Origin of the sequence: Actinoplanes hulinensis (assembly GCF_019429605.1) — a bacterium.
In the GTDB taxonomy this organism is placed as follows: domain Bacteria; phylum Actinomycetota; class Actinomycetes; order Mycobacteriales; family Micromonosporaceae; genus Actinoplanes; species Actinoplanes campanulatus.
On the sequence record NZ_JAHXZI010000006.1, the window covers coordinates 255,165 to 278,700 of the forward strand.

General features: G+C 72.8%; 18 protein-coding genes. 6 read left to right on the forward strand and 12 right to left on the reverse strand.

The annotated features are described in order from the left end of the window. The first annotated feature begins 67 nt into the window (after nucleotides 1-67). Complete coding sequence (ppdK, locus tag KZ829_RS13580) at nucleotides 68-2,746, forward strand: pyruvate, phosphate dikinase (RefSeq protein WP_220144231.1); 2,679 nt, start codon at nucleotides 68-70, stop codon at nucleotides 2,744-2,746. A gap of 565 nt (nucleotides 2,747-3,311) precedes the next feature. Here ppdK and KZ829_RS13585 read toward each other — a convergent pair. Together KZ829_RS13585 and KZ829_RS13590 are read right to left on the reverse strand one after the other, a co-directional pair. Then, complete coding sequence (locus tag KZ829_RS13585) at nucleotides 3,312-4,148, reverse strand: class I SAM-dependent methyltransferase (protein WP_220144232.1); 837 nt, start codon at nucleotides 4,146-4,148, stop codon at nucleotides 3,312-3,314. Between the two features lie 156 nt (nucleotides 4,149-4,304). After that, on the reverse strand, nucleotides 4,305-5,759 hold the full coding sequence (locus tag KZ829_RS13590) for a hypothetical protein (protein ID WP_220144233.1): 1,455 nt from the start codon (nucleotides 5,757-5,759) through the stop codon (nucleotides 4,305-4,307). Between the two features lie 179 nt (nucleotides 5,760-5,938). Here KZ829_RS13590 and KZ829_RS13595 point away from each other — a divergent pair, with 179 nt between their 5' ends. Together KZ829_RS13595 and KZ829_RS13600 are read left to right on the forward strand one after the other, a co-directional pair. Then, a complete protein-coding gene (locus KZ829_RS13595) occupies nucleotides 5,939-6,349 on the forward strand; it encodes a VOC family protein (RefSeq protein ID WP_220144234.1) in 411 nt (136 codons plus the stop codon). A 477-nt stretch (nucleotides 6,350-6,826) separates the two neighbouring features. Beyond that, nucleotides 6,827-7,522 (forward strand): YceI family protein, encoded by a 696-nt coding sequence (locus KZ829_RS13600; RefSeq protein WP_220144353.1) that lies wholly within the window; start codon nucleotides 6,827-6,829, stop codon nucleotides 7,520-7,522. 60 nt (nucleotides 7,523-7,582) lie between these two features. On the opposite strand, the gene recQ is transcribed toward KZ829_RS13600, so the two are convergent. From recQ to KZ829_RS13615, 3 genes are read right to left on the reverse strand one after another with little or no spacing between them, the layout of a single operon-like run. Then, nucleotides 7,583-9,736 (reverse strand): DNA helicase RecQ, encoded by a 2,154-nt coding sequence (gene recQ / locus KZ829_RS13605; protein WP_220144235.1) that lies wholly within the window; start codon nucleotides 9,734-9,736, stop codon nucleotides 7,583-7,585. Between the two features lie 36 nt (nucleotides 9,737-9,772). Beyond that, complete coding sequence (locus tag KZ829_RS13610; RefSeq protein ID WP_308285463.1) at nucleotides 9,773-11,701, reverse strand: SpoIIE family protein phosphatase; 1,929 nt, start codon at nucleotides 11,699-11,701, stop codon at nucleotides 9,773-9,775. Nucleotides 11,702-11,751: 50 nt separating this feature from the next. Further along, nucleotides 11,752-12,405 (reverse strand): GTP cyclohydrolase II, encoded by a 654-nt coding sequence (locus tag KZ829_RS13615; RefSeq protein ID WP_183222359.1) that lies wholly within the window; start codon nucleotides 12,403-12,405, stop codon nucleotides 11,752-11,754. A gap of 130 nt (nucleotides 12,406-12,535) precedes the next feature. On the opposite strand from KZ829_RS13615, the gene KZ829_RS13620 reads away from it, so the two are divergent. Then, complete coding sequence (locus tag KZ829_RS13620; RefSeq protein ID WP_220144237.1) at nucleotides 12,536-13,228, forward strand: RibD family protein; 693 nt, start codon at nucleotides 12,536-12,538, stop codon at nucleotides 13,226-13,228. 2 nt (nucleotides 13,229-13,230) lie between these two features. Here the strand turns inward: KZ829_RS13620 and KZ829_RS13625 are convergent, their stop codons facing one another. From KZ829_RS13625 to KZ829_RS13645, 5 genes are all read right to left on the reverse strand, one after another. After that, complete coding sequence (locus KZ829_RS13625; protein WP_308285464.1) at nucleotides 13,231-14,319, reverse strand: lysylphosphatidylglycerol synthase transmembrane domain-containing protein; 1,089 nt, start codon at nucleotides 14,317-14,319, stop codon at nucleotides 13,231-13,233. A gap of 57 nt (nucleotides 14,320-14,376) precedes the next feature. Further along, nucleotides 14,377-15,153, reverse strand: coding sequence for a class I SAM-dependent methyltransferase (locus tag KZ829_RS42900; protein WP_308285477.1), 777 nt, complete (start codon nucleotides 15,151-15,153; stop codon nucleotides 14,377-14,379). Between the two features lie 785 nt (nucleotides 15,154-15,938). Then, a complete protein-coding gene (locus KZ829_RS42905; protein WP_308285465.1) occupies nucleotides 15,939-17,252 on the reverse strand; it encodes a glycosyltransferase family 4 protein in 1,314 nt (437 codons plus the stop codon). Continuing rightward, nucleotides 17,249-17,650: a 6-pyruvoyl trahydropterin synthase family protein gene (locus KZ829_RS13640; protein WP_183222244.1), complete on the reverse strand. Its 402-nt coding sequence runs from the start codon at nucleotides 17,648-17,650 to the stop codon at nucleotides 17,249-17,251. Before KZ829_RS13640 ends, KZ829_RS42905 begins: the two co-directional genes overlap by 4 nt. A gap of 57 nt (nucleotides 17,651-17,707) precedes the next feature. Then, nucleotides 17,708-18,682: a zinc-dependent alcohol dehydrogenase gene (locus KZ829_RS13645; protein WP_220144239.1), complete on the reverse strand. Its 975-nt coding sequence runs from the start codon at nucleotides 18,680-18,682 to the stop codon at nucleotides 17,708-17,710. Nucleotides 18,683-18,752: 70 nt separating this feature from the next. Between KZ829_RS13645 and KZ829_RS13650 the strand changes: the two genes are divergently transcribed. Beyond that, the gene (locus KZ829_RS13650; RefSeq protein WP_220144240.1) at nucleotides 18,753-19,496 is read left to right on the forward strand and encodes a CDP-alcohol phosphatidyltransferase family protein; all 744 of its coding nucleotides are present in this window, start codon (nucleotides 18,753-18,755) and stop codon (nucleotides 19,494-19,496) included. A gap of 73 nt (nucleotides 19,497-19,569) precedes the next feature. After that, the gene (locus KZ829_RS13655) at nucleotides 19,570-22,995 is read left to right on the forward strand and encodes a tetratricopeptide repeat protein (RefSeq protein WP_220144241.1); all 3,426 of its coding nucleotides are present in this window, start codon (nucleotides 19,570-19,572) and stop codon (nucleotides 22,993-22,995) included. Here KZ829_RS13655 and KZ829_RS13660 read toward each other — a convergent pair. Together KZ829_RS13660 and KZ829_RS13665 are read right to left on the reverse strand one after the other, a co-directional pair. Then, a complete protein-coding gene (locus KZ829_RS13660; RefSeq protein WP_220144242.1) occupies nucleotides 22,979-23,368 on the reverse strand; it encodes a metallophosphoesterase family protein in 390 nt (129 codons plus the stop codon). The two genes, KZ829_RS13655 and KZ829_RS13660, sit on opposite strands and share 17 nt — an antisense overlap. Continuing rightward, a complete protein-coding gene (locus KZ829_RS13665; RefSeq protein ID WP_220144243.1) occupies nucleotides 23,365-23,523 on the reverse strand; it encodes a hypothetical protein in 159 nt (52 codons plus the stop codon). The genes KZ829_RS13660 and KZ829_RS13665 overlap by 4 nt, the downstream gene beginning before the upstream one ends. Nucleotides 23,524-23,536: the final 13 nt, after the last annotated feature.

A 23,536-nucleotide genomic window follows, 5' to 3' on the forward strand; every position in this document is an offset into this window, starting at 1 on the left:
GCTTAGCCTTACGAATCCCAGGGCAGGACTAGGTATCCGCCGCGGATTCTTCACCGGAGGTATGGGCATGAAGTTCGTCTACGACTTCGCCGAGGGCAACAAGGACCTCAAGGATCTGCTGGGTGGCAAGGGCGCCAATCTCGCGGAGATGACGAACCTGGGCCTGCCCGTGCCGCCCGGCTTCACGATCACCACCGAAGCCTGTCAGCAGTACCTGCGCAACGGCACCCACGTCGACGGCCTCGCCGCCGAGATCGACGCGCATCTCGCCGCGCTCGAGGCCGGGATGGGCCGCCGCCTCGGCGACCCGGCCGACCCACTCCTCGTGTCGGTCCGCTCCGGCGCGAAGTTCTCCATGCCGGGCATGATGGAGACCGTCCTCAACGTGGGGCTCAACGACGAGTCGGTCGCCGGGCTGTCCCGTCAGGCCGGGGGCAACGACCGGTTCGCGTGGGACTCGTACCGGCGTCTCATCCAGATGTTCGGCAAGACCGTGTGCGAGGTGCCCGGCCACGAGTTCGAGGACGCGCTGCACGAGGCCAAGGTCGCCAAGGGTGTGCGCGACGACGTCCAGCTCGGCGCCGACGACCTGCGGGAGCTCGTCACCGCGTACAAGAAGGTCTTCGCCAAGCACACCGGACACGAGTTCCCGCAGGACCCGCGCGAGCAGCTCGACCTCGCCGTCGAGGCGGTCTTCCGGTCGTGGAACGCCGACCGCGCCGTCCTCTACCGCCGCCAGGAGCGCATCCCCGCCGACCTGGGCACCGCCGTCAACGTGGTCGCCATGGTCTTCGGCAACCTCGGCGCCGACTCCGGCACCGGCGTCGCCTTCACCCGCGACCCGGCCACCGGCGAGCCGGGCGTCTACGGCGACTACCTGGCCAACGCGCAGGGTGAGGACGTGGTCGCCGGCATCCGCAACACGCTTCCGCTGGCCGACCTGGAACGGCTCGACCCCGATTCGTACGCCGAGCTGATGCGCATCATGGCCACTCTGGAGGGCCACTACCGCGACCTGTGCGACATCGAGTTCACCATCGAGCGCGGCAAACTGTGGATGTTGCAGACCCGCGTCGGCAAGCGCACCGCGGCCGCCGCCTTCACCATCGCCGCCCAGCTCGTCGACGAGGGCGTCATCGACCTCGACGAGTCCCTCACCCGGGTCTCCGGCGCGCAGCTCGCCCAGCTGATGTTCCCCCGCTTCGATCTCTCTTCCTCTTTCGAGGCGATCACACGGGGCGTGGGCGCCTCCCCGGGCGCAGCCTTCGGACAGGTCGTCTTCACCTCGCAGCGGGCCGTCGAAGTGGCCGCGTCCGGCGCGCCCGTCATCCTGGTCCGGCGCGAGACGAATCCCGACGACCTGCCCGGCATGATCGCCGCCAACGGCATCCTGACCAGCCGCGGCGGCAAGACGTCACACGCCGCCGTTGTCGCTCGCGGCATGGGCAAGACCTGCGTCTGCGGCGCCGACGAGATGGAAGTGGGTCGCGATTCCTTCACCATCGGCTCGCAGACCGTCCGTGAGGGCGACACGATCTCCATCGACGGCAGCACCGGCCGCGTCTACCTCGGTGAGGTCCCGGTCCGGCCCAGCGAGGTCGTCCAGTACTTCGAGGGCGACCTGAACCCGTCGAACGCCAACGATTCGCTGGTCGCGGCCGTGCACCGGATCCTCACCCACGCCGACTCGGCGCGGCGGCTCAAGGTGCGCACCAACGCCGACACCGGGCTCGACGCCGCCCGCGCACGGCGCTTCGGCGCGCAGGGCATCGGCCTGTGCCGCACCGAGCACATGTTCCTCGGCGACCGGCGGGAACTCGTCGAACGCCTGATCCTGGCCCGCAACGAGGTCGAACGCAACGACGCCCTCGCCGCCCTCCAGCCGCTCCAGCGCGCCGACTTCCTGGAGATCTTCCGGGAGATGAACGGGCTGCCCGTCACCATCCGGCTCATCGACCCGCCGCTGCACGAATTCCTGCCCTCGCTGGAGGAACTCGCCGTCAAGGTCGCCGTCGCGCACGAGCACGGCCAGCACGTCGAGCACGACGAGCAACTGCTCGCCGCCGTCCGCCGGATGCACGAGCAGAACCCGATGCTGGGGCTGCGCGGCGTACGCCTCGGCCTGGTCATCCCCGGCCTGTTCGCCATGCAGGTCCGCGCCATCGCCGAGGCCGCCGTCGCACTCGCCGCCGAAGGCGGCCGCCCCCGCCCCGAGATCATGGTCCCGCTGGTCGGCGCCGTCCAGGAACTGGAGACCGTCCGCGCCGAAGCCGAGAAGATCATCGCCGCGACCGTCGGCGACTCCGGCGTCGACATCCTGATCGGCACCATGATCGAGGTCCCGCGCGCGGCCCTCACCGCCGGCCAGATCGCCGAGGCCGCCGAGTTCTTCTCCTTCGGCACCAACGACCTCACCCAGATGGGCTGGGGCTTCTCCCGCGACGACGTCGAAGGCGCATTCTTCTGGCGCTACCTCGAACTCGGCATCTTCGGCATCAGCCCCTTCGAATCCATCGACACCGACGGCGTCGGCCGCCTCGTGAAGATCGCCGCCGACGAGGGCCGTGCCGCCCGCCCCGGCCTCAAACTGGGCGTCTGCGGCGAACACGGTGGCGACCCCGACTCGGTCCACTTCTTCCACGAGGTCGGGCTCGACTACGTGTCCTGCTCGCCCTTCCGGGTGCCGATCGCCCGCCTGGAGGCCGGCCGGGCGGCCATCGAATCCGAGGGCTCCGACCACCGCTGATCCCTACCCACTCGGCCGGGCGGTGGGTGCGGCTCCGTTCGCACCCCCATTTCCGGTACGCCCATCGCCGCCCTCCGACGCACCTTCCCCGTCCCGCCGGCTCCCGCGACCCACTGCCGTCCCCCGGCCTCTGCCGCGCGTTCCGGGCTGAGCTCGGGAGTCCGGCTGGCCCTCAGTGCTGTTTCAACCCAAGGCCGCGCAGTCAAGGGCCCTTGACCGCGCGGCCTTGGGTCTCAACCGCCTCGAAACAGCCCTGACCCTGCTGGTCGATTGCCCCACTGTCATCCGCCGCCCGCGCTGTCCGGTCCGGCGGGCGCTCACGTCGCGCCGTCCGTGTGCCCGGCCTGCCGTTATGACGCGGGCGGGCGACCACGGGAACCGTTACGTGTGCGCTGGTCGGCGCAGACGAGCCGGGGAACGGACAGCGGACCGATCGACCAGCAGGGTCAGCCCTGAGAACCAGCCGCCGAGATCCACACGCTTGTCACTCCGCACATCGCACCCGCAGCCGGACCGCCGGCTCCCTGTCCGGCGAGCGGACGGAACTTCCGGCCGGGACATGGGGTCAACGGGTTGCCGAGAGGGCGTAGAAGAGGGGGATGCGCGGGGCGTCGTCGGGGAGGCGCCAGAAACCGGTGGCGGAGGGGCGCATGTGGGGCCAGCGTGGCCAGGGGATCTCGTCGCTCTCGTGCAGGGAACGGATGGTCAGACCGGCCCGGACCAGGGATGTCACCACCTCGCCCAGGCCGTGGGACCACTCGTAGCTGACGGTGGCCTCGGTCAGGGGCGGCCCGTCGGTGTACGTGCGGGTGGCGTCGAGTTCAGCGGCGCCACGGCCGGCAAGGTAGTCCTTGCGGAGCAGCAGGGACTGATCGCCGGGGTCGCGCGGGACCAGGCCGATCGACTGGAGCAACGGGTGGAACTCGACTACGTACAGTGATCCGCCGGGTTTCAGGAGTTGCTTGATCACGCCGGCCCAGCGATCCAGGTCCGGTAGGTAGCAGAGGGCGCCCTTGCCGGTGTAGACCAGGTCGAAACTGCGGCCGGGCAGGGATTCTACGGCGTCGTACACGTTGGCGTGGACGTATTCGATCGGGAGGCCTGCGTCGGCGGCCAGCTTGCGCGCTGTCCGGACAGCGGCGCTGGACAGGTCGAGGTCGGTCACGGAGCGTGCTCCCCGGCGGGCGAACGCGACTGTCTCCGTGCCGAGGTGGCACTGGAGGTGCAGGACGTCTCGGCCGGTCAGATCACCCATGTCGGACCACTCGTAGTCGGCGAACCAGCTCTCCGGGTCGCGACCGGCCACGTCGTAGAACCGGCTCGCGGCGTGGATGGGCGTGCGCTCGTCCCAGTTCGCCTCGATGGCGGCCATGCGATCGCGGGTGGCGTCGTCGAATGTCATCGGACTCCTTTCCGGACCACGATTCCGCCGGGTGGGATCCAGCGGGTCCCGGTTCGGGTCGGCCAGTGGTGAGCGGCCACTCCGTGGGTTCGGACGGCCGGGGTCAGCTCGGGTTCGCCGGTCGGGCCGGCGTTTCGTGGGCGCTGTGGGACGGGATCAGCCACCGGCGTCGGTGTAGGCGCCGTCGATCACCGAGGGTGGCCTTGCGCCGGGTGCGGTGGCGCAGGTGAACGCGCTGGCCACGGCCCGGTGCAGGTCGTGGGCGATGCGTGGGCCGGCGGAGGCGAGCAACTCGGTGACGGCGTGTTCCAGGACGGCCGCGGCGGTCGGCCAGTCGGCGACGGCCGCGGCGCTCAGGTGACGGGCGGCCTCGGCCGGGCGATGCCGGAAGAGCAGCGCCGACAGCTCGGGAACCGGTGGGCCGGCGGCGGCCAGGACGGCCTGCGGGGTGGCGTAGGCGGCGCCGGCCAGAACCGCGAGCGGATCGGTGTAACCGGCGTCGGCCAGGATGAGCAGGGCCTCGCGGTCGTCGCGGGCGGTGGCCTCGGCGCGGACCCGGCCGGCCAGGGCCGCGACGATCGGGGTGTCGGCGTTGTGGCGGACGATCCCCGCATACGCCGGCAGGCGGGCCGGATCGAGCGGTGCGGGCACCGGCTCGGGGGTCAGGTCGTCGGCCCCCAACTGGTGTGCGCGGACGGTGCGCGCGGTGATCCGGGCGTGCAGGCGGTAGACCGGGTCGGCGACCGGCAGCTCCGGACCGCCGAGGATCTGCTCGTTCGCGGAGACGACCGCCGCCGCCACGGCGCTGCTGCTCGACGGGGTCTGCCGGATGGTGTTGTGCGCGTGGGCGAGAGCGGGGTCGGGCCGCCGGCCGGCCAGGCGCTGGGCGGTGTAGCGGTCGGAGGCGTCGCACGCGTAGGCCTCCCGGTAGACGGCGCTCAGCCCCGGCAGCCCGGCGAGCAGGGCCCGGCCCAGGTCGGGGGCCAGCTCGAGGACGCCGATCGCGGTGTCGAACCGGGCGCGGTGATCGGGCCGCAGGTAGGCCAGGACGTCACGGTCGTGGGGGGTCGCGCCACTGGGCCAGGACCGCGACGGCATCCGGGTGATCAGGTGCCGCAACCGGGACCAGGCGTGGGCCTCACCCTCCAGGTCGTGGACCCGGACGGCGGCGCGGACCAGGGCGCAGTGGGCGACGGCGGCCTCGCCGGGATCCTCGATCAGGGTGGCCAGGACGGTCGCGGTGTGGCGGTCGGTGGGCGCCAGGTGGGTGACGAAGACACGCAGGAGGCGGGCCAGCGAATGCGGGTTGCCCGGGTGGGGCGGCGCCGGGAGCAGTGCCCGGGGCAGGTCGGCGGGCGTGGTGAACAGGTGACGGCGGGGGTCGGCGGGCTGCCCGCTCCGGCGCGGGCCCGGGGCGGCCGGGGTGGAGAGAAGGCCCCGGAGCACGCTCAGGTGGAGGATCCGTGGCAGGTCGGCCCCGGCGCCGAGGGCGGTAGCCAGGGCGTCGTCGAGCAGGCACCGGAAGTGGTCGTCGGAGCCGTTGCGGGTGTGCAGGGACAGCCGCAGCGCGCGGTCGGGGATGGTCACGCCGTGATCTTCGGTCGCGGTCACGGGTCCTCCGATCGATGTTCGTGCCTGCCGGTCTGCTGCGGGAATGCTACCGGCCGGGTACGACAAGTCACGTTCCGTCGCCGGCCCGGCCGGGTGGAGCGGAGCCGATCGGGCCGAAAACGTCAGGGGGCGGGTCTAGGTTCGAGGGGATCGCGAATTCGACGACGATGGAGTGTCCGATGACGTCCCGGCTCAACCCGTACATCGCGTTCAGCGGAAACGCGCGTGAGGCCATCGAGTTCTACCAGTCGATCTTCGGTGGTGACCTGACATTGCACACGTTCGGCCAGTTCGGCGCGCCCGATCCGGCCATCGCCGACCAGGTGATGCACGCTCAGCTCGAGACGCCGCAGGGCTACACCCTGATGGTGTCCGACACCCCGCCGGGCATGAGCCACACCCCGGGCGACAACATCACCGTCAGCCTCAGCGGCGCGGACGGTGACGAGCTGCGCAAGGCCTGGGCCGGGCTCTCGGCCGGCGGCACGATCAGCGTGCCGCTGGAGAAGCAGATGTGGGGCGACGAGTTCGGTCAGCTGGTCGACCGGTTCGGCATCCCATGGATGGTCAACATCGTCGGCGCCAACTGACGGCGCGCGCTCGCCGGGGGCGGCCTCGTGCGGGTCGCCGCTCCAGTCGGCGGCGTCCTCGTTGTCGAATGGCCCGATGCCCCGGCGCCCATTCGTGTTCTCCGATGTGATTCCCGGCGTCGCGTCCGGGAGATGATCAGATGTTCTTCGGTAACTCCGATTATGACGGTGTGACGTCACGCTGAGTAACTATTAGGTGCCGCGCATACTCCGTGTCACTCTTCCGACAGGGATCTCGGAAGGCTGTCCCGGATGGTGCGACGGAATGGGGTTTCCGCTGCTCAGAAATAGTGAGAAGGGGCACGCGTGGCCGATGGATTTTGGAGCTAATGACCAATATTCGGATGGCTGGTCCACTGTGGTGGCCGACACGAAACGCAATTCTCGGGGTGACTGTGTGATCACAGTCGTGCTTAGACTCCCGGAGAAATCGACATCAGGCGAGCCGGGGGGCTCGTGCGCCGCCGTGCGGTCATGATGTCGCTTGAGGGGGAGAGCGACGTGACGGTCGACCGGCCGATCCGTGAGTGGAACGGCCTGATCATTCCGGACCCAGGGGTTTACACACTGGACGAGGCCCACAAGAGGATCGGCTTCGAGGCACAGCACATGATGGTCAGCCCGATCCGGGGTGAATTCGCGAAAGGCAGCGCGACGATCGTGGTGGCGGGGGATCCGCTGCGGTCGTCGATCACCGCGACCATTCGGGCGGACTCCATCAACACCCACAATCCGGAGCGGGACGCGCACCTGTCCAGCCCGGATTTCCTGGACGTGCGGCGTCATCCGACGTTGGCATACCGCAGCACCGGCATCGTCTGGGAGTCGGACAGTGATCCGATCTTCCACTGGGCCCGGCTGCGCAACAATCCGCTCGCCCGCCGGGGGAGCGCCGCCGATCTGCCGCCCGCGGCGACCCGCGCCTCCGGCCGTTTCGTGATCAAGGGCTGTCTGACCGTCAAGAACGTGAGCCGGCAGATCGACATGCACCTGGAGTTCGGCGGGGCGCGCCGCGATCCGTACGGCCGGGAGATCTTCGGATTCAGCGCCACCGCCGAGATCGACCGCGAGGACTACGGCCTCGTCTGGAACGTGATGCTGGACGCGGGCGGCGTCCTGGTCGGCAAGAAGATCCGCATCGAGATCGCCGGCGAGGCCATCCGCGACTCGTGACCCGGCCGGTGAGCCCGGACGGGTCCGGGCTCACCGGGGTGTGGCGTACGGCCGCCGGTCTCAGTCGTCGAACGGGTTGGGCTCCTCGTCGAAGAGGTCGTATTCGGCGTGACCGGGGTCGGCCTCGGGCTCCGGCCCGTTGTAGAGGCCGGCGGACCCGGTGGACTGCCGCGGAGGCCGGGCACCCGACGATCCGCCGGAACCAGGGCCGGCGGCACGACCCGAACCCCGGGCGATGGAAGCAGGCGCCGAGCCCGGGCCGGAAGCGGGAGCCGATGCGGTCCCGGGAGCGGAGACCGGGCCGGGAGCGGAGGCAGGGGAAGGGGCAGGGGCGGATCCGGAGAGGTCCGCGGCGGCGTCCGGCAGGGGCTCGCCGCGGACCACGGCCAGGACCTGGTCACCGAACTTGGTGAGCTTGCTCTGGCCGACCCCGCTCACCGTCCCGAGCTGGTCCAGCGAGGTGGGCGCCAGAGCCGCGACGGCCCGCAGCGTGGCGTCGTGGAAGATGACGTACGCCGGGACGCCCTGCTCCTTGGCGGTGGCGCCGCGCCAGGTCCGCAACCGCTCGAAGAGGCCCACCGCCTCCCCGGAGAGATCGGCCGGCGCGGCGCCCGCCTTGGTCGCGGCCCGGGAAGAGGACCGGGACGCCCGCGGCGCCGCCACCTCACGGCGCATCAACAGTTTCCGCTCGCCGCGCAGCACCTCACCGCTGCGCGCGGTCAGCGTGATCGTCTGGTGGGCGGGCTCGACGGCCAGGAAGTCGCCGGCCAGCAGTTGCCGCACCACGTTGCGCCACTCGACCTCGCTCAGGTCGGCGCCGATCCCGAAGACGGTCAGCTGGTCGTGGCGGAACCGGCTCACCTTGTCGGTGCGCTTGCCGAGCAGGATGTCGATGGTCTGCTGCGCGCCGAACCGCTGTCCCCGCTCCTTGTGCAGCCGGTACACCGTGGACAGCAGTTTCTGCGCGGGCACCGTGCCGTCCCACGACTCCGGCGGGTTGAGGCAGCTGTCGCAGTTCCCGCACGCCGTCTCGTAGGTCTCGCCGAAGTACTGGAGGATCTGCGCCCGCCGGCAGGTGACGCTCTCGCACAGGGCCAGCATGGCGTCCAGGTGGCGGGCGGCGTTGCGCCGGAACGCGAGGTCGCCCTCGGAGCCCTCGATCATGCGGCGCTGCTGCATCACGTCCTGCAACCCGTACGCCAGCCAGGCCGTCGACGGCAACCCGTCCCGCCCGGCGCGCCCGGTCTCCTGGTAATACCCCTCCAGCGATTTCGGCAGGTCCAGGTGTGCGACGAAGCGGACGTCCGGCTTGTCGATGCCCATGCCGAAGGCGATGGTGGCGACCATGACGAGCCCGTCCTCACGCAGGAAGCGCGACTGGTTCCCGAAGCGGGTCCGCGCGTCGAGGCCGGCGTGGTAGGGCAGCGCCGGAATCCCGTTCTGGGAGAGGAACTCGGCGTGTTTCTCCACCGACGCGCGGGACAGGCAGTAGACGATCCCGGAGTCGCCGGCGTGCTCGGTGCGCAGCAGGTCGAGCAGCTGACGGGACGGGTTGTTCTTGGGGACGATCCGGTACTGGATGTTGGGCCGGTCGAAACTGGCGGTGAAGTGCCGCGCGTCGGTGAGCTGGAGCCGGGTGGCGATCTCGTCGCGGGTGGCCGGGGTGGCGGTGGCGGTCAGCGCGATCCGCGGCACGTCCGGCCACCGCTCGTGCAGCATCGACAGGGCCAGGTAGTCGGGCCGGAAGTCGTGGCCCCACTGCGACACGCAGTGTGCCTCGTCGATGGCGAACAGCGAGATCTTGCCCCGGTCGAGGAGCCGCTGCACACCGGCCGTGCCCAGGCCCTCGGGCGCCACGTAGAGCAGGTCGAGCTCGCCGGCCACGAACTCGGCCTCGACGACGCGCCGCTCCTCCAGGTCCTGCGAGGAGTTCAGGAAGTTCGCCCGGACGCCCAGGGTGCGCAACGCGTCGACCTGGTCCTGCATGAGCGCGATCAATGGGGAGACCACCACGCCGGTGCCGGGCCGGACCAGCGCGGGGATCTGGTAGCACAGCGACTTGCCGCCACCGGTGGGCATCAGCACCAGGGCGTCGCCGCCGCCGATGACGTGTTCGACGATGTCGCCCTGCTGCCCGCGGAACGACGGGTAGCCGAAGACCCGGTTGAGGGCGTCGGTGGCGCTGGACACGGAAAGCGAGGGGGCCGAAGTCACCCCGCGAAGTCTAGAGAGCCGAACGGATGATCGGATTCACCCTGTGGATGACGGGAGACCGACCAGGCCGAGAATCCGCTGAGCCGGGGAACCGGTGGCCGCGACCAGGACGAGCGGCGCCTCGACGTCGTGGTGGCACTCGGCGACCTGGTGCAGCGCGGACACCCCGGCGCTGGCCAGATGGCTGACCCCGGACAGGTCGACGGTCATCGGCACGGTGCCGCCCCGGCTGCGGCGCAGCAGCTCCCGCCGGACCTCCCGGGCCGACGCGGCGTCGACGGGGCCGTCCAGGCGGACCCGGGCCTCGTCCCCACCGGGCAGCTCGGCGATGGTGAATTCGGTGCCGTGGGGCACGACGACGGCCGCCTCGTCGAAGCGGACCAGCAGCCGGGCCGGGCGGGCCAGCGGATGCCGGACGGTGGCGACGGTGCCGTCGGCGCCCGGCTCGACCCGCAGGCTGCGCACCAGCTGGGCGGTGAGCGCCAGGCCCCGGCCGCGGGCCGGCTGCCGTTGCGGCGCCTGCCAGCCGCCGTGGTCGGTGACCGTGACCTCGACCGTGCCGGTGCGGTCCAGCCCGGCCCGGATCCCGACGACGTCGCGGCGGGGGTCGCCGCCGTACCCGTGCTCGATCGCGTTGGTGGTCAGTTCCCCGACGGCGTGCTGGAGGGCGAAGACGTCGTGTTCGGACGCGCCGACCTCGGCCAGCCAGGCGGCCAGCCGGCCGCGGACGCCGCGCAGCGCCGCCGCCTCCGCGGGCAGATCGATCATCAGTTCCGGTACGGCCGGGACGCGCTGGGCGGCCAGCAACGTGATGTCGTCGGCGTGCCCACCGGTACGGACCAGCAGCTCCAGCGTCTGGGTGCAGACCCGCTCGGCGGCCGTCTCCGGGTCCCGCAGCGCCCGTCCGGCCGCCGCGTCCGCCGCCACGTGTGCCAGTTCGACGGCACTGTCCAGGGTGCCGTCGCGCCCGCTGCCGGGCCGTTCCAGGATCCCGTCGGTGTAGAGCAGCAGCAGGTCGCCCTCGGCGAGCCGTTCGGTGCGGACCGGGAACGTTCCGCCGGTGCCGAGCGGGACGCCCCACGTGCCGGGCAGGTAGCGGGCGTCGCGGCCGGCCGGGACGAGCAGCGGCGCCGGATGCCCGGCCGTGCAGTACGACAGCTCCCCGGTGGCCGCGTCGAAGAGGGCCAGGCACACCGTCGCCGCGTACGCCGCCCGCACCCGCCCGGCGAACCGGTCCGCGGCGGCCAGCGCCTCGCCGATGCCGGCCCCGGCGTCGAGCCGTTCCTGGAGCACCGCCCGCAGCTGCCCCATCACCCCGGAGGCGGTGACCCCGTGCCCCACCACGTCGCCGACCACCAGCGCGACCCGCCCGTCCGGCCGGGCCACCACGTCGAACCAGTCGCCGCCGGCCGCCGTGTCCGCGTCGGCGAGCAGATAGCTGGCCGCCACCTGCAACCCCGGCAGCACCGGCAGCCCGGCCGGCAGCAGCTCCCGTTGCAGGGCGTTTATCACGTCCCGGCTCTGCTCGTAGCGGCGGCGCAGCCGGTCCGCCTCGGCCTCGGCGGCCAGCCGGGTGCGGGCCAGCTCGGTGACGTCGAACCCGGCCCCGATGACGCCGCGCCGCCCGCCGTCCGCGTCCAGCCACGGCACGATCGTGAACGTCGCGAACATCTCCAGCGCCGACCCGTCCGGCTGGTCGATGTGGGTCCGCCACTGCCGCCCGATGACCGGCTCCCCGGTGCGGTACACCTCGTGATAGGCGTCCACATACTGCTGTCCGGCCAGGTCGGCGATGACCTCCCGGATCGGGCGGCCCAGGATGTCGCGCCCGGGCAGGACGGCGCGGGTCGCCGCGTTGCACGCCACCAGCAGCAGGTCCGGCCCCTCGCACACGGCGACGATGAAGGGCAGCTGATCGACCGCGGCCATCATCGCGTCGAGCTCACCGGCACCCGGTACGTTCACGCTCGTCACCATGCCATCCTGCCGGACCCGCCGCTGGAAGGCGCCGAACGTCACTCGGCCAGGGGCAGATCGATGGTGTGGGCGGTGTGCGACGCCTTGACGCTCAGGTAGCGGACGTTGGCCGCGGACAGGTGCACCCCGGTCGGGATCCGCTGAGTGACGTCGATCCCCAGGTCGGCCAGCTGGCCGGCCTTGTCCGGGTTGTTGCTGAGCAGCCGCACCCGGTCGACACCGAGGGCGAGCAGCATCTGCGCGGCCGCCGTGTAGTCGCGCTCGTCCTCGCCCCGCCCCAGCGCCACGTTCGCCTGGTAGGTGTCGAGGCCGTCGTCCTGGAGCGCGTACGCGTCGAGTTTCGCGTACAGGCCGATGCCCCGGCCCTCCTGGCGCAGGTAGAGCAGGAAACCGCCCTGCTCGGCGATCCGTTCGACGGCCTCGCGCAGCTGCGGACCGCAGTCGCAGCGCTGGCTGCCGAAGACGTCGCCGGTGAGGCACTCGCTGTGCGGCCGGACCAGTGGGGCACGTCCACCGGCCGCCGACTTGGTCAGGGCCCGTTGCCAGTCGCCGAGGCCGAGCGCGAGATGTTCCTTGCCGTCGTCCAGCCCGTCGAAGGTCATCACCCGGGCCGTCGTCGCGTAGCCGTCGGGGAAACGCAGCGGCACGGTGACCTGACGGCGAATGCTCGCCTTGGCAACCGTCATATGCATGGCCGTGGCCTCGAACATCGGTCCTCCTCGTTGGTTCCCGTCTTGCTCGGCGACGTCAGATGCACTGCCCGAAGATCGGCCCTCGCACACAGCGGATTATGGTGAGGAACAATCCCGGGAGGCGTCATCGGTGGCTGAGCATCCTTACACCTTGCTGAGCTGTGGCATGTCCATCGACGGTTACGTCGACGACACGACCCAGGAGCGGCTGCTCCTCTCGAACGACGCGGATTTCGACCGGGTCGACGAGGTCCGCGCCCAGTGCGACGCGATCCTGGTCGGCGCCGGCACGATCCGCCAGGACAATCCGCGGCTGCTGGTGCGCTCGGCGACCCGCCGGGCCGAGCGGATCGCCCGCGGCGAAGATCCGGACCCGGTGAAGGTCACCGTAACCGGTAGCTGCCACCTCGACCCGGGGGCGTCGTTCTTCACCACGGGGGAGTCCGCCAAGCTGGTCTACTGCGCCACGTCGACCGTGGACGAGGCCCGGAAGCTGCTGGACGACCGGGCCACCGTGGTCGACGGCGGCGACCCGGTGGACGTCCGCCGCGTCTCGGCCGACCTCGGCGCGCGCGGGATCCGCCGCCTCATGGTGGAGGGCGGCGGCCACATGCACACCCAGTTCCTCGCCGCCGGGCTCGCCGACGAGTTGCAGCTGGTGGTGGCCCCGTTCTTCGTCGGCGACTCGCGGGCGCCGCGGTTCGTCTACGACGGCGACTTCCCGTGGAGCTCCGGCAACCGGGCCACTCTCGCCGAGGTCCGCCCGATGGGTGACGTGGTGCTGCTGCGCTACGCGCTGTCCGAGCGGTTCGGCCGACCCTGAGATCAAGCCGCGACCCCGCCGGAGTAGGCGGGGCGCGCCCCCACCCGTACCGGAACTCGCCGGCCACGATCGGCCGGAAGCGGCACGATGACCGGGAGCGGCGCCATGGCCGGCGCCGGAACGACCGGGAGCGCGAGAGCCGTGGCGGCCATCGGCTGCTCGCGACGGCGCGCCACCAGGCGCAGCACCAGGATCACCGCGCCGGGCGCCGCCGCCACGAACGCCAGGATGCCGTAGGCCACCGCGATCGTCAGACCCTGCGCCGCGCTCAGCCCGGCCGCGCCGAACGCCCACGCCATGATCCCCTCCCGGGGACCCCAGCCGCCGACGTTGACCGGCAGGCCCATCGCCAGCAAGGCGAGCAGCAGCAGCGGGGCCAGTTCCAGCAGCGACGCCGAGCTGCCCGCGGCCCGCGCCGCCACCATGAACATCGCCAGGTGCCCGGCCAGCGCCGCGGCCGACGCCAGCAGCACCGCGGGCCCGTTGCGCCGCGACAGCAGACCCACGCGGATCTCGGCCATCCCGGTCCGGGCCGCGCCGGCCGCCCGGGAACGCCCGCGCCGCAGCCGCCGCAGGCCGGCGACGATCAGAACGCCGGCCAGCGCGACACCCACGCTCACCGCGGCCACCCGCGCCACGTTCCCCTTCATCAGGGTCAAGACCGGCGATGGTACGGAGACGAGCACCGCGGCGCCGACCACCAGCAGCACGACCTGCCCCGCGATCCGTTCCAGGACCACCGCCCGGACGCCGCGGCCCAGGTCACCCTCGTCCCGGCCGTGCCGGACCGCCCGGCCCACGTCGCCGAGGATCCCGCCCGGCAGCGCGGCGTTGAGGAACAGCGCCTGGTAGTAGTCGGCGGTCGCGTCCTTCAGCGACAGCCGCATGCCCAGGGCACGCGCCACCACACACCACCGCCACGCGGTCAGCACCGTGGTCGCCGCGCCGATGCCCAGCGCCGCCACCAGCGCGCCCGTGTCGAGCACACGCAATCCGTCCAGGAACGCGCCGGTCCCGAACCGCCACAGGACCAGTGCCAGGATCCCGGCACCGCCCAGCAGTTTCAGCCAGGTCCAGATCGATCGCGTCACGTCCATCGTCCCCTCGTAGCCTTCGAGGACTAGTACGCCCGACCGGCGGCTTAAGGTTCAGCTGAAGATCGCTAAAACATCCTGGTGTCCCACGGACGCGTGCGGTAGCGACGCCAGACGCCGTTCCACGTAGTCGCCGACCGCCAGATCGGGCCGCTCCTCGAGGGCCGCCGCCACCCAGCCGCGCAGCCACTCGGCGGTCAGCGCGGGCAGCGCCGGACCCAGCCGCCACGGGCTCGGCCGGACGATCACCCGGGCGCCCGCCTTCTCGAACGCCGCGACCGCCACCTCCGGGGCGTCCGGCCCGAGCAGCCGTCGGCCACCCTCGGCGCGCCGCTGGTGCTCGTTGAACGCCGCCTCGATCTCCGCGTCGAGCGGGTCGTCCGGCGCGAGCCGCACCTCACCGGTCACCGACAGCGTGAACAGCGCCGCCACCCTCGCCTCGGCGCACACCGCGGCCAGCCGCTCCACCTCCGCGGCGGTCAGCAGGTCCAGCAACGCCGAACACGTCACCAGGTCGGTGCCGGCCAGGTCCGCGGCGGTCAGCTCGGTCACGTCACGGCGCTGGGTGCTGACGGTCACCCCCTCGGGCATGTCCCCGGCGGCCCGCAGCAGCAGCGCCGGGTCCCGGTCCGTCATGATCCAGTGCTGGGGCAGCGGCAGCCGCGGGGACAGCCACCGGCCCAGCGAGCCGGTCCCGCAGCCCAGGTCGCGCACCGTCCGTACCGGTCCGGGCAGTTCCCCGATCAGCTCGGCGGCCCGGGCGGCCGCGTCGGCGGGCTCGCGCAGCGCCAGCCAGGCCGCGCTGAAGTCGCCCTCGCCGTCACCGCTGATCGTCGCGGCCCGCTCGTGCGCCGCGGCGCGCGGCCCGGCCCCGCTGATCGGCCCACCCTCACTGAGCGTCCCGATCCCGCTCTCGCCGCCGGTCCTGATCCCGCCGGCGCTCCCGCTGTCCCCGGAAGTCCCGGTCCCGCTGAGCGTCCCGCCCAGGTTGAGCGGCCCGGTTTCGCTGAACGGGCCGATTCCCCCAGCCGTCTCGCTCTCGCCGGGCGTCCCCGCCCCGGTGAGCGGTTCGCTTTGAGGGAGCGGCCCGGTTTCGCTGAGTGGTCCGATCCCACCGGCCGCCTCGCCGTCGCCGAGCGCGCCGATGCCGCCGGCCGTCTCGCTCCCGCGGAACGTCCCCGTCCCGGTGAGCGGTTCGCCTTCACGGAACGGCCCGGTCTCGCTGAACGTGGCGATCTCCTCGTCCATGTGGTCGGGTAGTGCCGTGCCGGGCGCCGCCGGGCCGTCCCCGGTCTCGATCCTGCCGTGCACTTCCGTCATCGCTGCCTCCTCGGCGTGGTCGCCCGGTCCGGGCGAGGTCCCGGCTGGCTGTCAGTGCTGTCTCCCGGCCCGGGAGACAGCACTGACAGCCAGCCGGATGAGTTCGGGACGGCGCGCTTCGTCATGCGAGCGCCGCCCGCGACTCACGATCGTCGTCGTGTGTGCCCGCACCAGGCCGGTAGCCGCGGTGAACGCACACGCCGGGTTCGGGGTGCGCGTCTTTCCAGGCTGTCAGGTTTCCGTGGCGGCGCGGGCGGGTTGGCGCTTCGGGAGCGCGGTGGAGTGGCCGGGTGGGGTCAGGGGAGGGCATCCAGCACCTCCCGGATGCGGTTCGCGGTCTCGTCCCAACCGGTCAGGGTCTCGCGGCGGGCGCGGGCCCGGTCGCGCCAGCGGGCACGCAGGGCGGGGTCGGTGAGCCACTCGCGCAGGGCGCCGGCGAGGGCGTCGCGGTCGCCCGGCGGGATCAGCCTCCCGGGCCGGCCGCCGCCGGCTTCGCCGAGCGCCTCCGGGACTCCGCCGACGTCCGTCGCCAGCACCGGCAGACCGCGGGCGAGCGCTTCGGTCACCACCATCCCGTACGTCTCCGCGTACGACGGCAGCACGAACAGATCCGCGTCCGCGTAGACGGCGTCGAGCGCGGCCCCGCCCAGCGGCCCGGTGAACCGCACACCGCCCTCGTCCGGAACCGGCCCGTCCCGCTCCGGCCGGCTGATCCGCCAGCTGCCCTCGACCGCCCGTCCACCGGCCGCGGCGCCGAACGGCCCGTGGCCATCCGCGCCGAACTTCCCGGCCGCCGGTGCCCCGGGCTGATCGCCGGTGCTGGGGAGGAGTGGTGTTCCGGGTGTTCTGCGCGGGCCGAGCAGGTTGCCGTTCGAGTCGAGGGTGGCGCTCAGGGCGGCGGGTGGGGTCAGGGTGAGGGTGGCGGGGGTGGGGAACTCGCCCAGGATGCGGCCCGCTCCGGTGATCGTGCAGGTCCACGGGAGGCCGGTGAGGGTCTGGAGGGCCTGGAGCAGCAGGTGGTAGCCCTTGCGCGGGGTCAGCGAGGCGACCATCAGCAGCCGGTGGCCGGTGGGGGAGGGGACGGCCGGGGGAGCGGGGTCGACGCCGGGTGGGACGGCGTGGACGCCGGTCAGGTCGTGGAGTTCCTCGACGCGGCGGGCGGCCGGAGTGCTGGTGGCGATGACGGCGGCGGCCAGGTGCAGGGCGCGGCGTTCCCGGGTGCGCAGGTCGGCGGCGGTCCCGGGGGTGAGGCCGGTCTCGTCGCAGAGCGGCAGGTGCACGAGGACAACCAGGCGCAGGCGGGTGGCGTGCGGTTCGAGCAGGTCGGGGACGCCGCAGGCGATCAGGCCGTCGAGCAGGACGGTGGCGCCGTCGGGGATGTCGGCCAGGATCCCCGACAGGGCCCGGCGCGCGGCCGGTTTGGGACGGGGAAAGTCGCCGGGGACGAGCTTCTCCCGTACCGCGAAAGGGGTTTGATCGCCGGAGGCGGGGGAGGGAGCACCGGGGAGGGTGAGGCGGCGCAGCACCTCGCGGTCGTAGCGGTTGCCGCCGGACGGCGCCGCCGGGTCGTCGATCGACGCCGGCAGCACCGCGAACAGCGTGTGGATCACCGCAGGGTGCGCTCGTAGGTCGCCCAGGCGATGTGCGACTCGTGCAGGGTGATCGAGATGCCGGTCAGGCCGGACGCGCCGCGGCCGAACTCGCCGGCGTGGATGCGGACGGCCAGCCGGTCGGCGATGACTTTGGCGAGGAACTCGGTGGACGTGTTGATGCCGGTGAACTCCGGATCGTCGTCGAGGTTGCGGTAGCTGAGCCCGTGACAGACGGTGTGCAGCTGCTCGCTCGCCTTGCCGATGTCCACGACGATGTTGTCGTCGTCCAGGTCGGGACGGCGGAAGGTGGCGTCGACGATGAAGGTGGCGCCGTGCAGGCGCTGTGCCGGGCCGAAGACCTCGCCGGTGAAGCTGTGCGCGATCATGATGTGGTCGCGGACGGTGACGCTGAACAAGGGCTCAACTCCTCAGGTGCGGTTCGTGAGGTAGTACGGGTACCCGTTCCGGAAAGATCAATTCGCCGGATGGTCGATGACGTGACAGAGCGCGGGCAGTGAGCCGTCGGCGATCCGCGGCAACACCCCGGGCAGCTCGTCGAAACCGCTGCGGCCGCTGATCAGGGCGTCGAAGCGCGGGTCTTTCAGCAGGTCGAGGGCGAGGGCCAGACGCTGCGCGTAGGAGCGGCGGCGGGCCGGGGCGATGCCGCCGACCTGGCTGCTGCGGATGGTCAGGCGACGGGAGTGGAAGAACTCACCCAGGGGTACGGCGATGCGGCGGTCGCCGTACCAGGAGAGTTCGACGACCGTGCCCTCGGTGGCGAGCAGTTCCAGTGCCGTGGTGAGGCCCTGTTCGGTGGCGCTGGCGTGAATGACGATGTCACGCTCTGTCTGCGCTGCGGCCGGCTGCGCGAAACCGACATTCAGCTTTTTCGCTTCGTTTTCGCGATTTTGTACGTCGACGAGCTCGACATCCGTGCCCGGCATCCCGGCCAGCACCGCGGCCACCGACAGGCCGACCATGCCGCCGCCCACCACCGAGATCCGGTCACCGATCTGCGGGGCGGCGTCCCACACCGCGTTCACCGCCGTCTCCACCGTCCCGGTCAGCACGGCCCGTGCCGCGGGCACCCCGTCCGGCACCACGGTCACCGCGGTCGCCGGGACCACGTACCGGGTCTGGTGGGGGAAGAGGCAGAACACCGTCTTCCCGATCAGTTCCGGGACGCCGGCCTCCACGACTCCCACGTTCAGGTAGCCGTACTTGACCGGGGCCGGGAAGTCGCCACCCTGGAAGGGGGCGCGCATCGACGGCCACTGGCTCTCCGGGACCCGCCCCTGGAACACCAGCGTCTCGGTGCCCCGGCTCACCCCGGAGTGCAGAGTCCGGACGAGCACCTCGTCCGGGCCGGGATCGGGCACCCGTTCGGTGCGTATCTCCCCGATCCCCGGGGAAGTCATCCAGAACGCGCGAGCCGTCAAGAGCCTCATCCTTACGTGCCGTTGAACCGGGAGCCCCCGGTCGGTGTGTCACTGGTTGACCCTATGTCGTTCAGGAGGAATGGTGACGATCAGTACGACACTGCGGCCCCTGGCCGGGTTCGCCGCGCAGGTCCTCCTGCTCGCCGTGCTCGCCGCCACCGTCGGCCTCACCGGGTGGGGATGGCTCGCCGGGCTGCTGTACGGCCTCCTGCTCTGCGGTCTGCTCGCGGCCGGCCTGCGCCGCGCCGGGATGACCGGCCTCGGATGGGCGAACTCGGTCACGTTCGGTCGCGCGATCCTGGCCGGCGGGGTCACCGCCATGGCCGCCGGCTCGGGCGCCCCGGCCTGGCTGCTGGCAGGCGTCGCCGGGGTCGCCCTCGCGATGGACGGGCTGGACGGGCAGATCGCCCGGCGGACCGGCACCACCACCCCGCTGGGCGCCCGCTTCGACATGGAGGTCGACTCGGCGCTGGCCCTGGTCCTGAGTGTGTACGTGGCCGCCGGCCAGCACTGGCTCGCCCTGGTCATCGGTCTGGCCCGCTACCTGTTCGGCGCCGCGTCGTGGGCGCTGCCCTGGCTGAACGCCCCCCTGCCGCCGCGATTCAGCCGCAAGGTCGTCGCCGCCGAGCAGGGCATCGTGCTGGTGGCCGTGGCGAGCGGGGTGCTGCCGCCGGTGCTCGCGGTGGCCGCCCTGGTGGTGTCGGTGGTGTCGCTGGCCTGGTCGTTCGGCACCGACGTGGTCTGGTTGTACCGGGCGTCCCGGGTCCGGGAGCAGGCCCGCAGCCGTTGGTCCGGAACGCGGGAGCACGCCCTCGCCCGCTGAGATCCCGCTTCCGTGCAGGGCCGTCGACCACCGGGTGATTTCTTCGAGCGGCGGCACGGTCCACGATGTTCCGATGGATGCGGAACAGCGCGGCGCGAACCGGTGGAAGCCGTGGCGGCAGACCCGGCAGACGGTCACCGGCAGTGTCGTCTTCGGCGACGTCGTCCAGGTGGCGAACGTCGGCGGCGACGTCACCATCAGCCCTGACCGCCCGGCCTACCGGGTGACGGCCGCCCAGGTCGCCGCGGTACCGCTGGACCGGGAGGACGCCCGCCGGCGGCCGAGCCGGCTGCTGGCGGCCCGCCACCGGGTCGTGCCGTTCACCGGGCGCGATGCCGAACTGGACGAACTCGCCGCCTGGGCCGGGTCCGCGGCGACCGTCTCGGCGCGGCTCGTGCACGCCGCCGGTGGGCAGGGCAAGAGCCGGCTCGCCGCGGAGGTCGCCGCCCGGTGCGCCGGCGCCGGATGGACGGTCTGGCAGGTCACCCACGGTGCGGCGCCGGCCGCCGGGGACCGGGTCGAACTGGACAGCGGCGCCCTGCTCGCGGTGGTTGACTACGCCGACCGGTGGCCCATGGCGGACCTGCTCGGGCTGCTCGGCCAGATGCGGGCGCTGCACGCGAGGACCGGGACACGCGTACGGGTCCTGATGCTCGCCCGTTCGGCCGGCTACTGGTGGCCGAGCCTCGCCGGACGGGCCGAGAACGATCACGGCATCGACGCCGAGCCGATCCTCCTGGGCGGGCTGGACGCCGCCCGGGAGACGCTGTTCGCCGTGGCGGCCGCCCGGTTCGCCGCCGCACTCGACGTTCCGGACCTCGGTGTGCCGGACGGGGACTGGACCGTACCCGACCTGTCCGGGCCGGGGTTCGCGCAGGTGCTGCCGGTGCACATGGCGGCGCTCGCGGCCGTCGAGGCCCGGCGGCACGGGGACGAGGCGCCGGCCGGCCCGCGGGCGGTCTCCGAGTACCTGCTGGTCCGGGAACAGCGGTTCTGGAACATGAGCGAGGTCATGCACCGTGCCGTGTACACCGCGACCCTGACCGGGCCGCTACCCCGCGACACCGCCCGGCGAGCCCTGAGCGCGGCCGGCCTCGCCGACGGGACCACCGCCGCCGACCGTGTCATCGACGGCCACCGGGCCTGCTATCCGCCGGCCGACCGTCGGCTGGTGCTCGAACCGTTGCACCCGGACCGGCTCGGCGAGGACCTGATCGCCCTGTCCACGCCGGGCCACGACGAGCCGACCGTGTTCGCCTACGACGACTGGCCGCTCAGCGCACCGGCCGCCCTGCTCGCGCACGCGGAACAGGCCCCGGAATGGACGGCGACGGCGATGACCGTCCTGATCGAGGCCGCCCACCGGTGGCCGCACCTCGCCGGAGAGGTGCTGTACCCGTTGATCCGCCGGGACCCGTGCGTCGCGGTCGAGGCGGGCGGCGCCACCCTCATCCGGCTGGCCACCCTGCCCGGGATCGACCCCGGGGTGCTCGCCTCGGTAGAGGCGGCGATGTCGGAGGGCCGGTTCGTCGAACTGGACGTCGCGGCCGCCGTGATCAGCGATCAGCTCACCGGACCCCGGCTGCGGGCGGCCGGCGATCCGGCGACCACGGCGGCCGTGCACGCCGATCACGCGTACCGGCTCTCCCGCGCCGGCCGCTGGACCGAGGCGCTCAGGGCGGGCGAGACGGCGGTGGTCCTGCTCCGGCGGCTCGCCGGGCAGGACCCCGGCAGGTACCTGCCGGAGCTGGCGATCGCCGTCAACAACGTGGGCACGTTCCTCTCCGAACTGGGCCGCCGCGACGAGGCGCTGGCCCTCGGACAGGAGGCGGTCGCGATCCGCCGCCGGCTGGCCGGGACCGACCCGGCCGCACACCTGCCCGCCCTGGCCGGGAACCTGGCCGACGTGGCGGCCCGCTTGGCGGCCATGGACCGGCGCGAGGAGTGCCTGGCGCCCGCGGCCGAGGCGGTGGAGCTGCTGCGCGGACTCGCCGCCGCCGACCCCGGTGCGCACCGGCACGATCTGGCGCTCGCGCTGAACACCCACGGCGCCTTCCTGGCCGAGACCGGACACTGGCAGCGCGGCCTCGACCTGACCGGGGAGTCCGCCGCCCTGCTACGGGAGCTGACCGAGACGGATCCCGGCCGGTACCTGCCCGACCTCGCCATGGTGCTGGGGAATCTCGGGAACCGCCTGCTGGACAACGGGCGTCACGCGGAGGCGCTGCCCTTCTCCGTCGCGTCGGCGGACGTCTACCGCGGCCTGGCCGAGACGAACCCCTCCCGCTACCGGCCAGACCTGGCATCGGCGCAGAGCAACCTCGCCGTCAAGCTCGCCGAGCTCGGCCGCTGGGCGGAGGCGCTGCCGCCGTCCGAGGAGTCGGTCGCCCTCTACCGGGAACTGGCCGCGACGAACCCGGCCCGGCACCGGCCCGACCTGGCCCGTGTCCTGGGCAACCACAGTCTGCGGCTGAGCGAGCTCGGGCGGTTCGGCGAGGCGGTCGTATCTGCCGAGGAGTCCGTCGCCCTGCACCGCGAGCTGGGCCCCGAGGGCCTCCACCGGGAGCACTTCGCCGCGGCGCTGACCAATCTGAGCGCGGCCCTCACCGGCCTGCGCCGCCATGCGGAGGCGCTGGCGGCGACCGACGAGGCGAGCGCCCTCTGGCGGCGGCTGGCCGAGGACCACCCGGAGGCACACCTGCCCGACGTCGCCGTCTCGCTGTGCAACCGCGGGATGGCCCTGTCCAACCTGGGCCGGCGGGCGGAGGCCGTGGAACCGGCGACCGAGGCGGTGACGCTGCTGCGGCGGCTGTCCGGGGAGGATCCGGCCGTGCACGAGCCCCGCCTGGCCGGCGCCCTGGGCAGCCTGGGCCGCCTGCTCGCCACGACCGGCCGTACCGAGGAGGCCCTGCCGGCGTTGGAGGAGGCGGCCACGCTGCACCGGCGGCTGGCCGAGACGAACCGGGAGGCCAACCTGCCGGGGCTTGCCGACTCGCTGCGCAGCCGGGGGATCCGGCTGTCCGAGGCCGGGCACGCCGACGAGGCGCTGGCCTGTGCCGAGGAGGCGGTGGACGTCTACCGGCGGCTGGCCGGGGCCTACCCGGAGAAACACCTGCCCGGATTCGGTGGGGCGCTGATGCACCTGCTCATCGCGCTGTGCGACCTCGGCCGGTTCGCCGAGGCGCGGCCGGTGTGCAAGGAGGCCCGGACGGTGCTGCGCGGGCTCGCCCGTCACGAGGAGCCGGTGCTCCAGGGTCTGGGCCTGGCCTCGACGATGTACGCCTGGATCTGTCTGGAGCTGCGGCGCGACCTGCTCGGCGCCGAGGCGGCGGCCGCCGAGTCGGTGCGGATCCACACGTCCCTGGCCGAGCGGTCCCCGGACGTCTTCGCCGACCGGCTGGGGGAGGCCTACGTCGTCTACGCCGACGTGCTGGAGGCGTCCGGCAAGCCGGCCGGGGCGGAGGCGATCCGGCGGCAGCTCCTCAGCGCCCAGCCGTGAGGACCACGGCGCGGCCGTCCACGTTGAGGACGTGACCGTCACCCAGGGTGGCCAGCGGGTCGTGCCAATGCACGTGACCGCAGACGGTGAGGGACGGGCCGCCGCGCTCCAGCGCCGTACGCAGCGCCGGGTTGCCGCGCTGCTCCGGATCGGAGCCGGCCGGCCCCTCGTGCAGCAGCAGCACGTCCGGCGGCGGGGCGGCCACCGCGGCCCGGACGGTGGCCTCGAAGTCCTCCGGGGTGCGGCGCATCGGACGGGCCGGGTCGCCGGCGATGCCGCTCACCCCGGCGACGGTCAGGCCGCCGAAGACCCGGCGGCCGCCGTCGAGCAGGGCCACCTCCGGTCCGTACGCGCCGACCTCGGCCGCGGTCACCTCGTCGTGGTTGCCGGCCCGCAGCCGTCCGGCAGGGCGTCCACCCGGCGGCGTTCGACGGCGAGCGGGAGACTCTCGGTGCCGCCGCCGCGGGCCGCCGACCGGTACGGGATCGTGTCCAGCGGTTCGGGTGGCGTGCCGCGCAAACGCATCATCGGGTGCCTGCCT

What these genes read in the sequence shown, in the direction of transcription:
- ppdK (WP_220144231.1), top strand. Translation starts at nt 68, where the DNA reads ATGAAGTTCGTCTACGACTTCGCCGAGGGCAACAAGGACCTCAAGGAT.
- KZ829_RS13585 (WP_220144232.1), bottom strand. Translation starts at nt 4,148, where the DNA reads ATGACATTCGACGACGCCACCCGCGATCGCATGGCCGCCATCGAGGCG.
- KZ829_RS13595 (WP_220144234.1), top strand. Translation starts at nt 5,939, where the DNA reads ATGACGTCCCGGCTCAACCCGTACATCGCGTTCAGCGGAAACGCGCGT.
- KZ829_RS13600 (WP_220144353.1), top strand. Translation starts at nt 6,827, where the DNA reads ATGTCGCTTGAGGGGGAGAGCGACGTGACGGTCGACCGGCCGATCCGT.
- KZ829_RS13615 (WP_183222359.1), bottom strand. Translation starts at nt 12,405, where the DNA reads ATGCATATGACGGTTGCCAAGGCGAGCATTCGCCGTCAGGTCACCGTG.
- KZ829_RS13645 (WP_220144239.1), bottom strand. Translation starts at nt 18,682, where the DNA reads ATGAGGCTCTTGACGGCTCGCGCGTTCTGGATGACTTCCCCGGGGATC.
- KZ829_RS13650 (WP_220144240.1), top strand. Translation starts at nt 18,753, where the DNA reads ATGGTGACGATCAGTACGACACTGCGGCCCCTGGCCGGGTTCGCCGCG.
- KZ829_RS13655 (WP_220144241.1), top strand. Translation starts at nt 19,570, where the DNA reads ATGGATGCGGAACAGCGCGGCGCGAACCGGTGGAAGCCGTGGCGGCAG.
- KZ829_RS13665 (WP_220144243.1), bottom strand. Translation starts at nt 23,523, where the DNA reads ATGATGCGTTTGCGCGGCACGCCACCCGAACCGCTGGACACGATCCCG.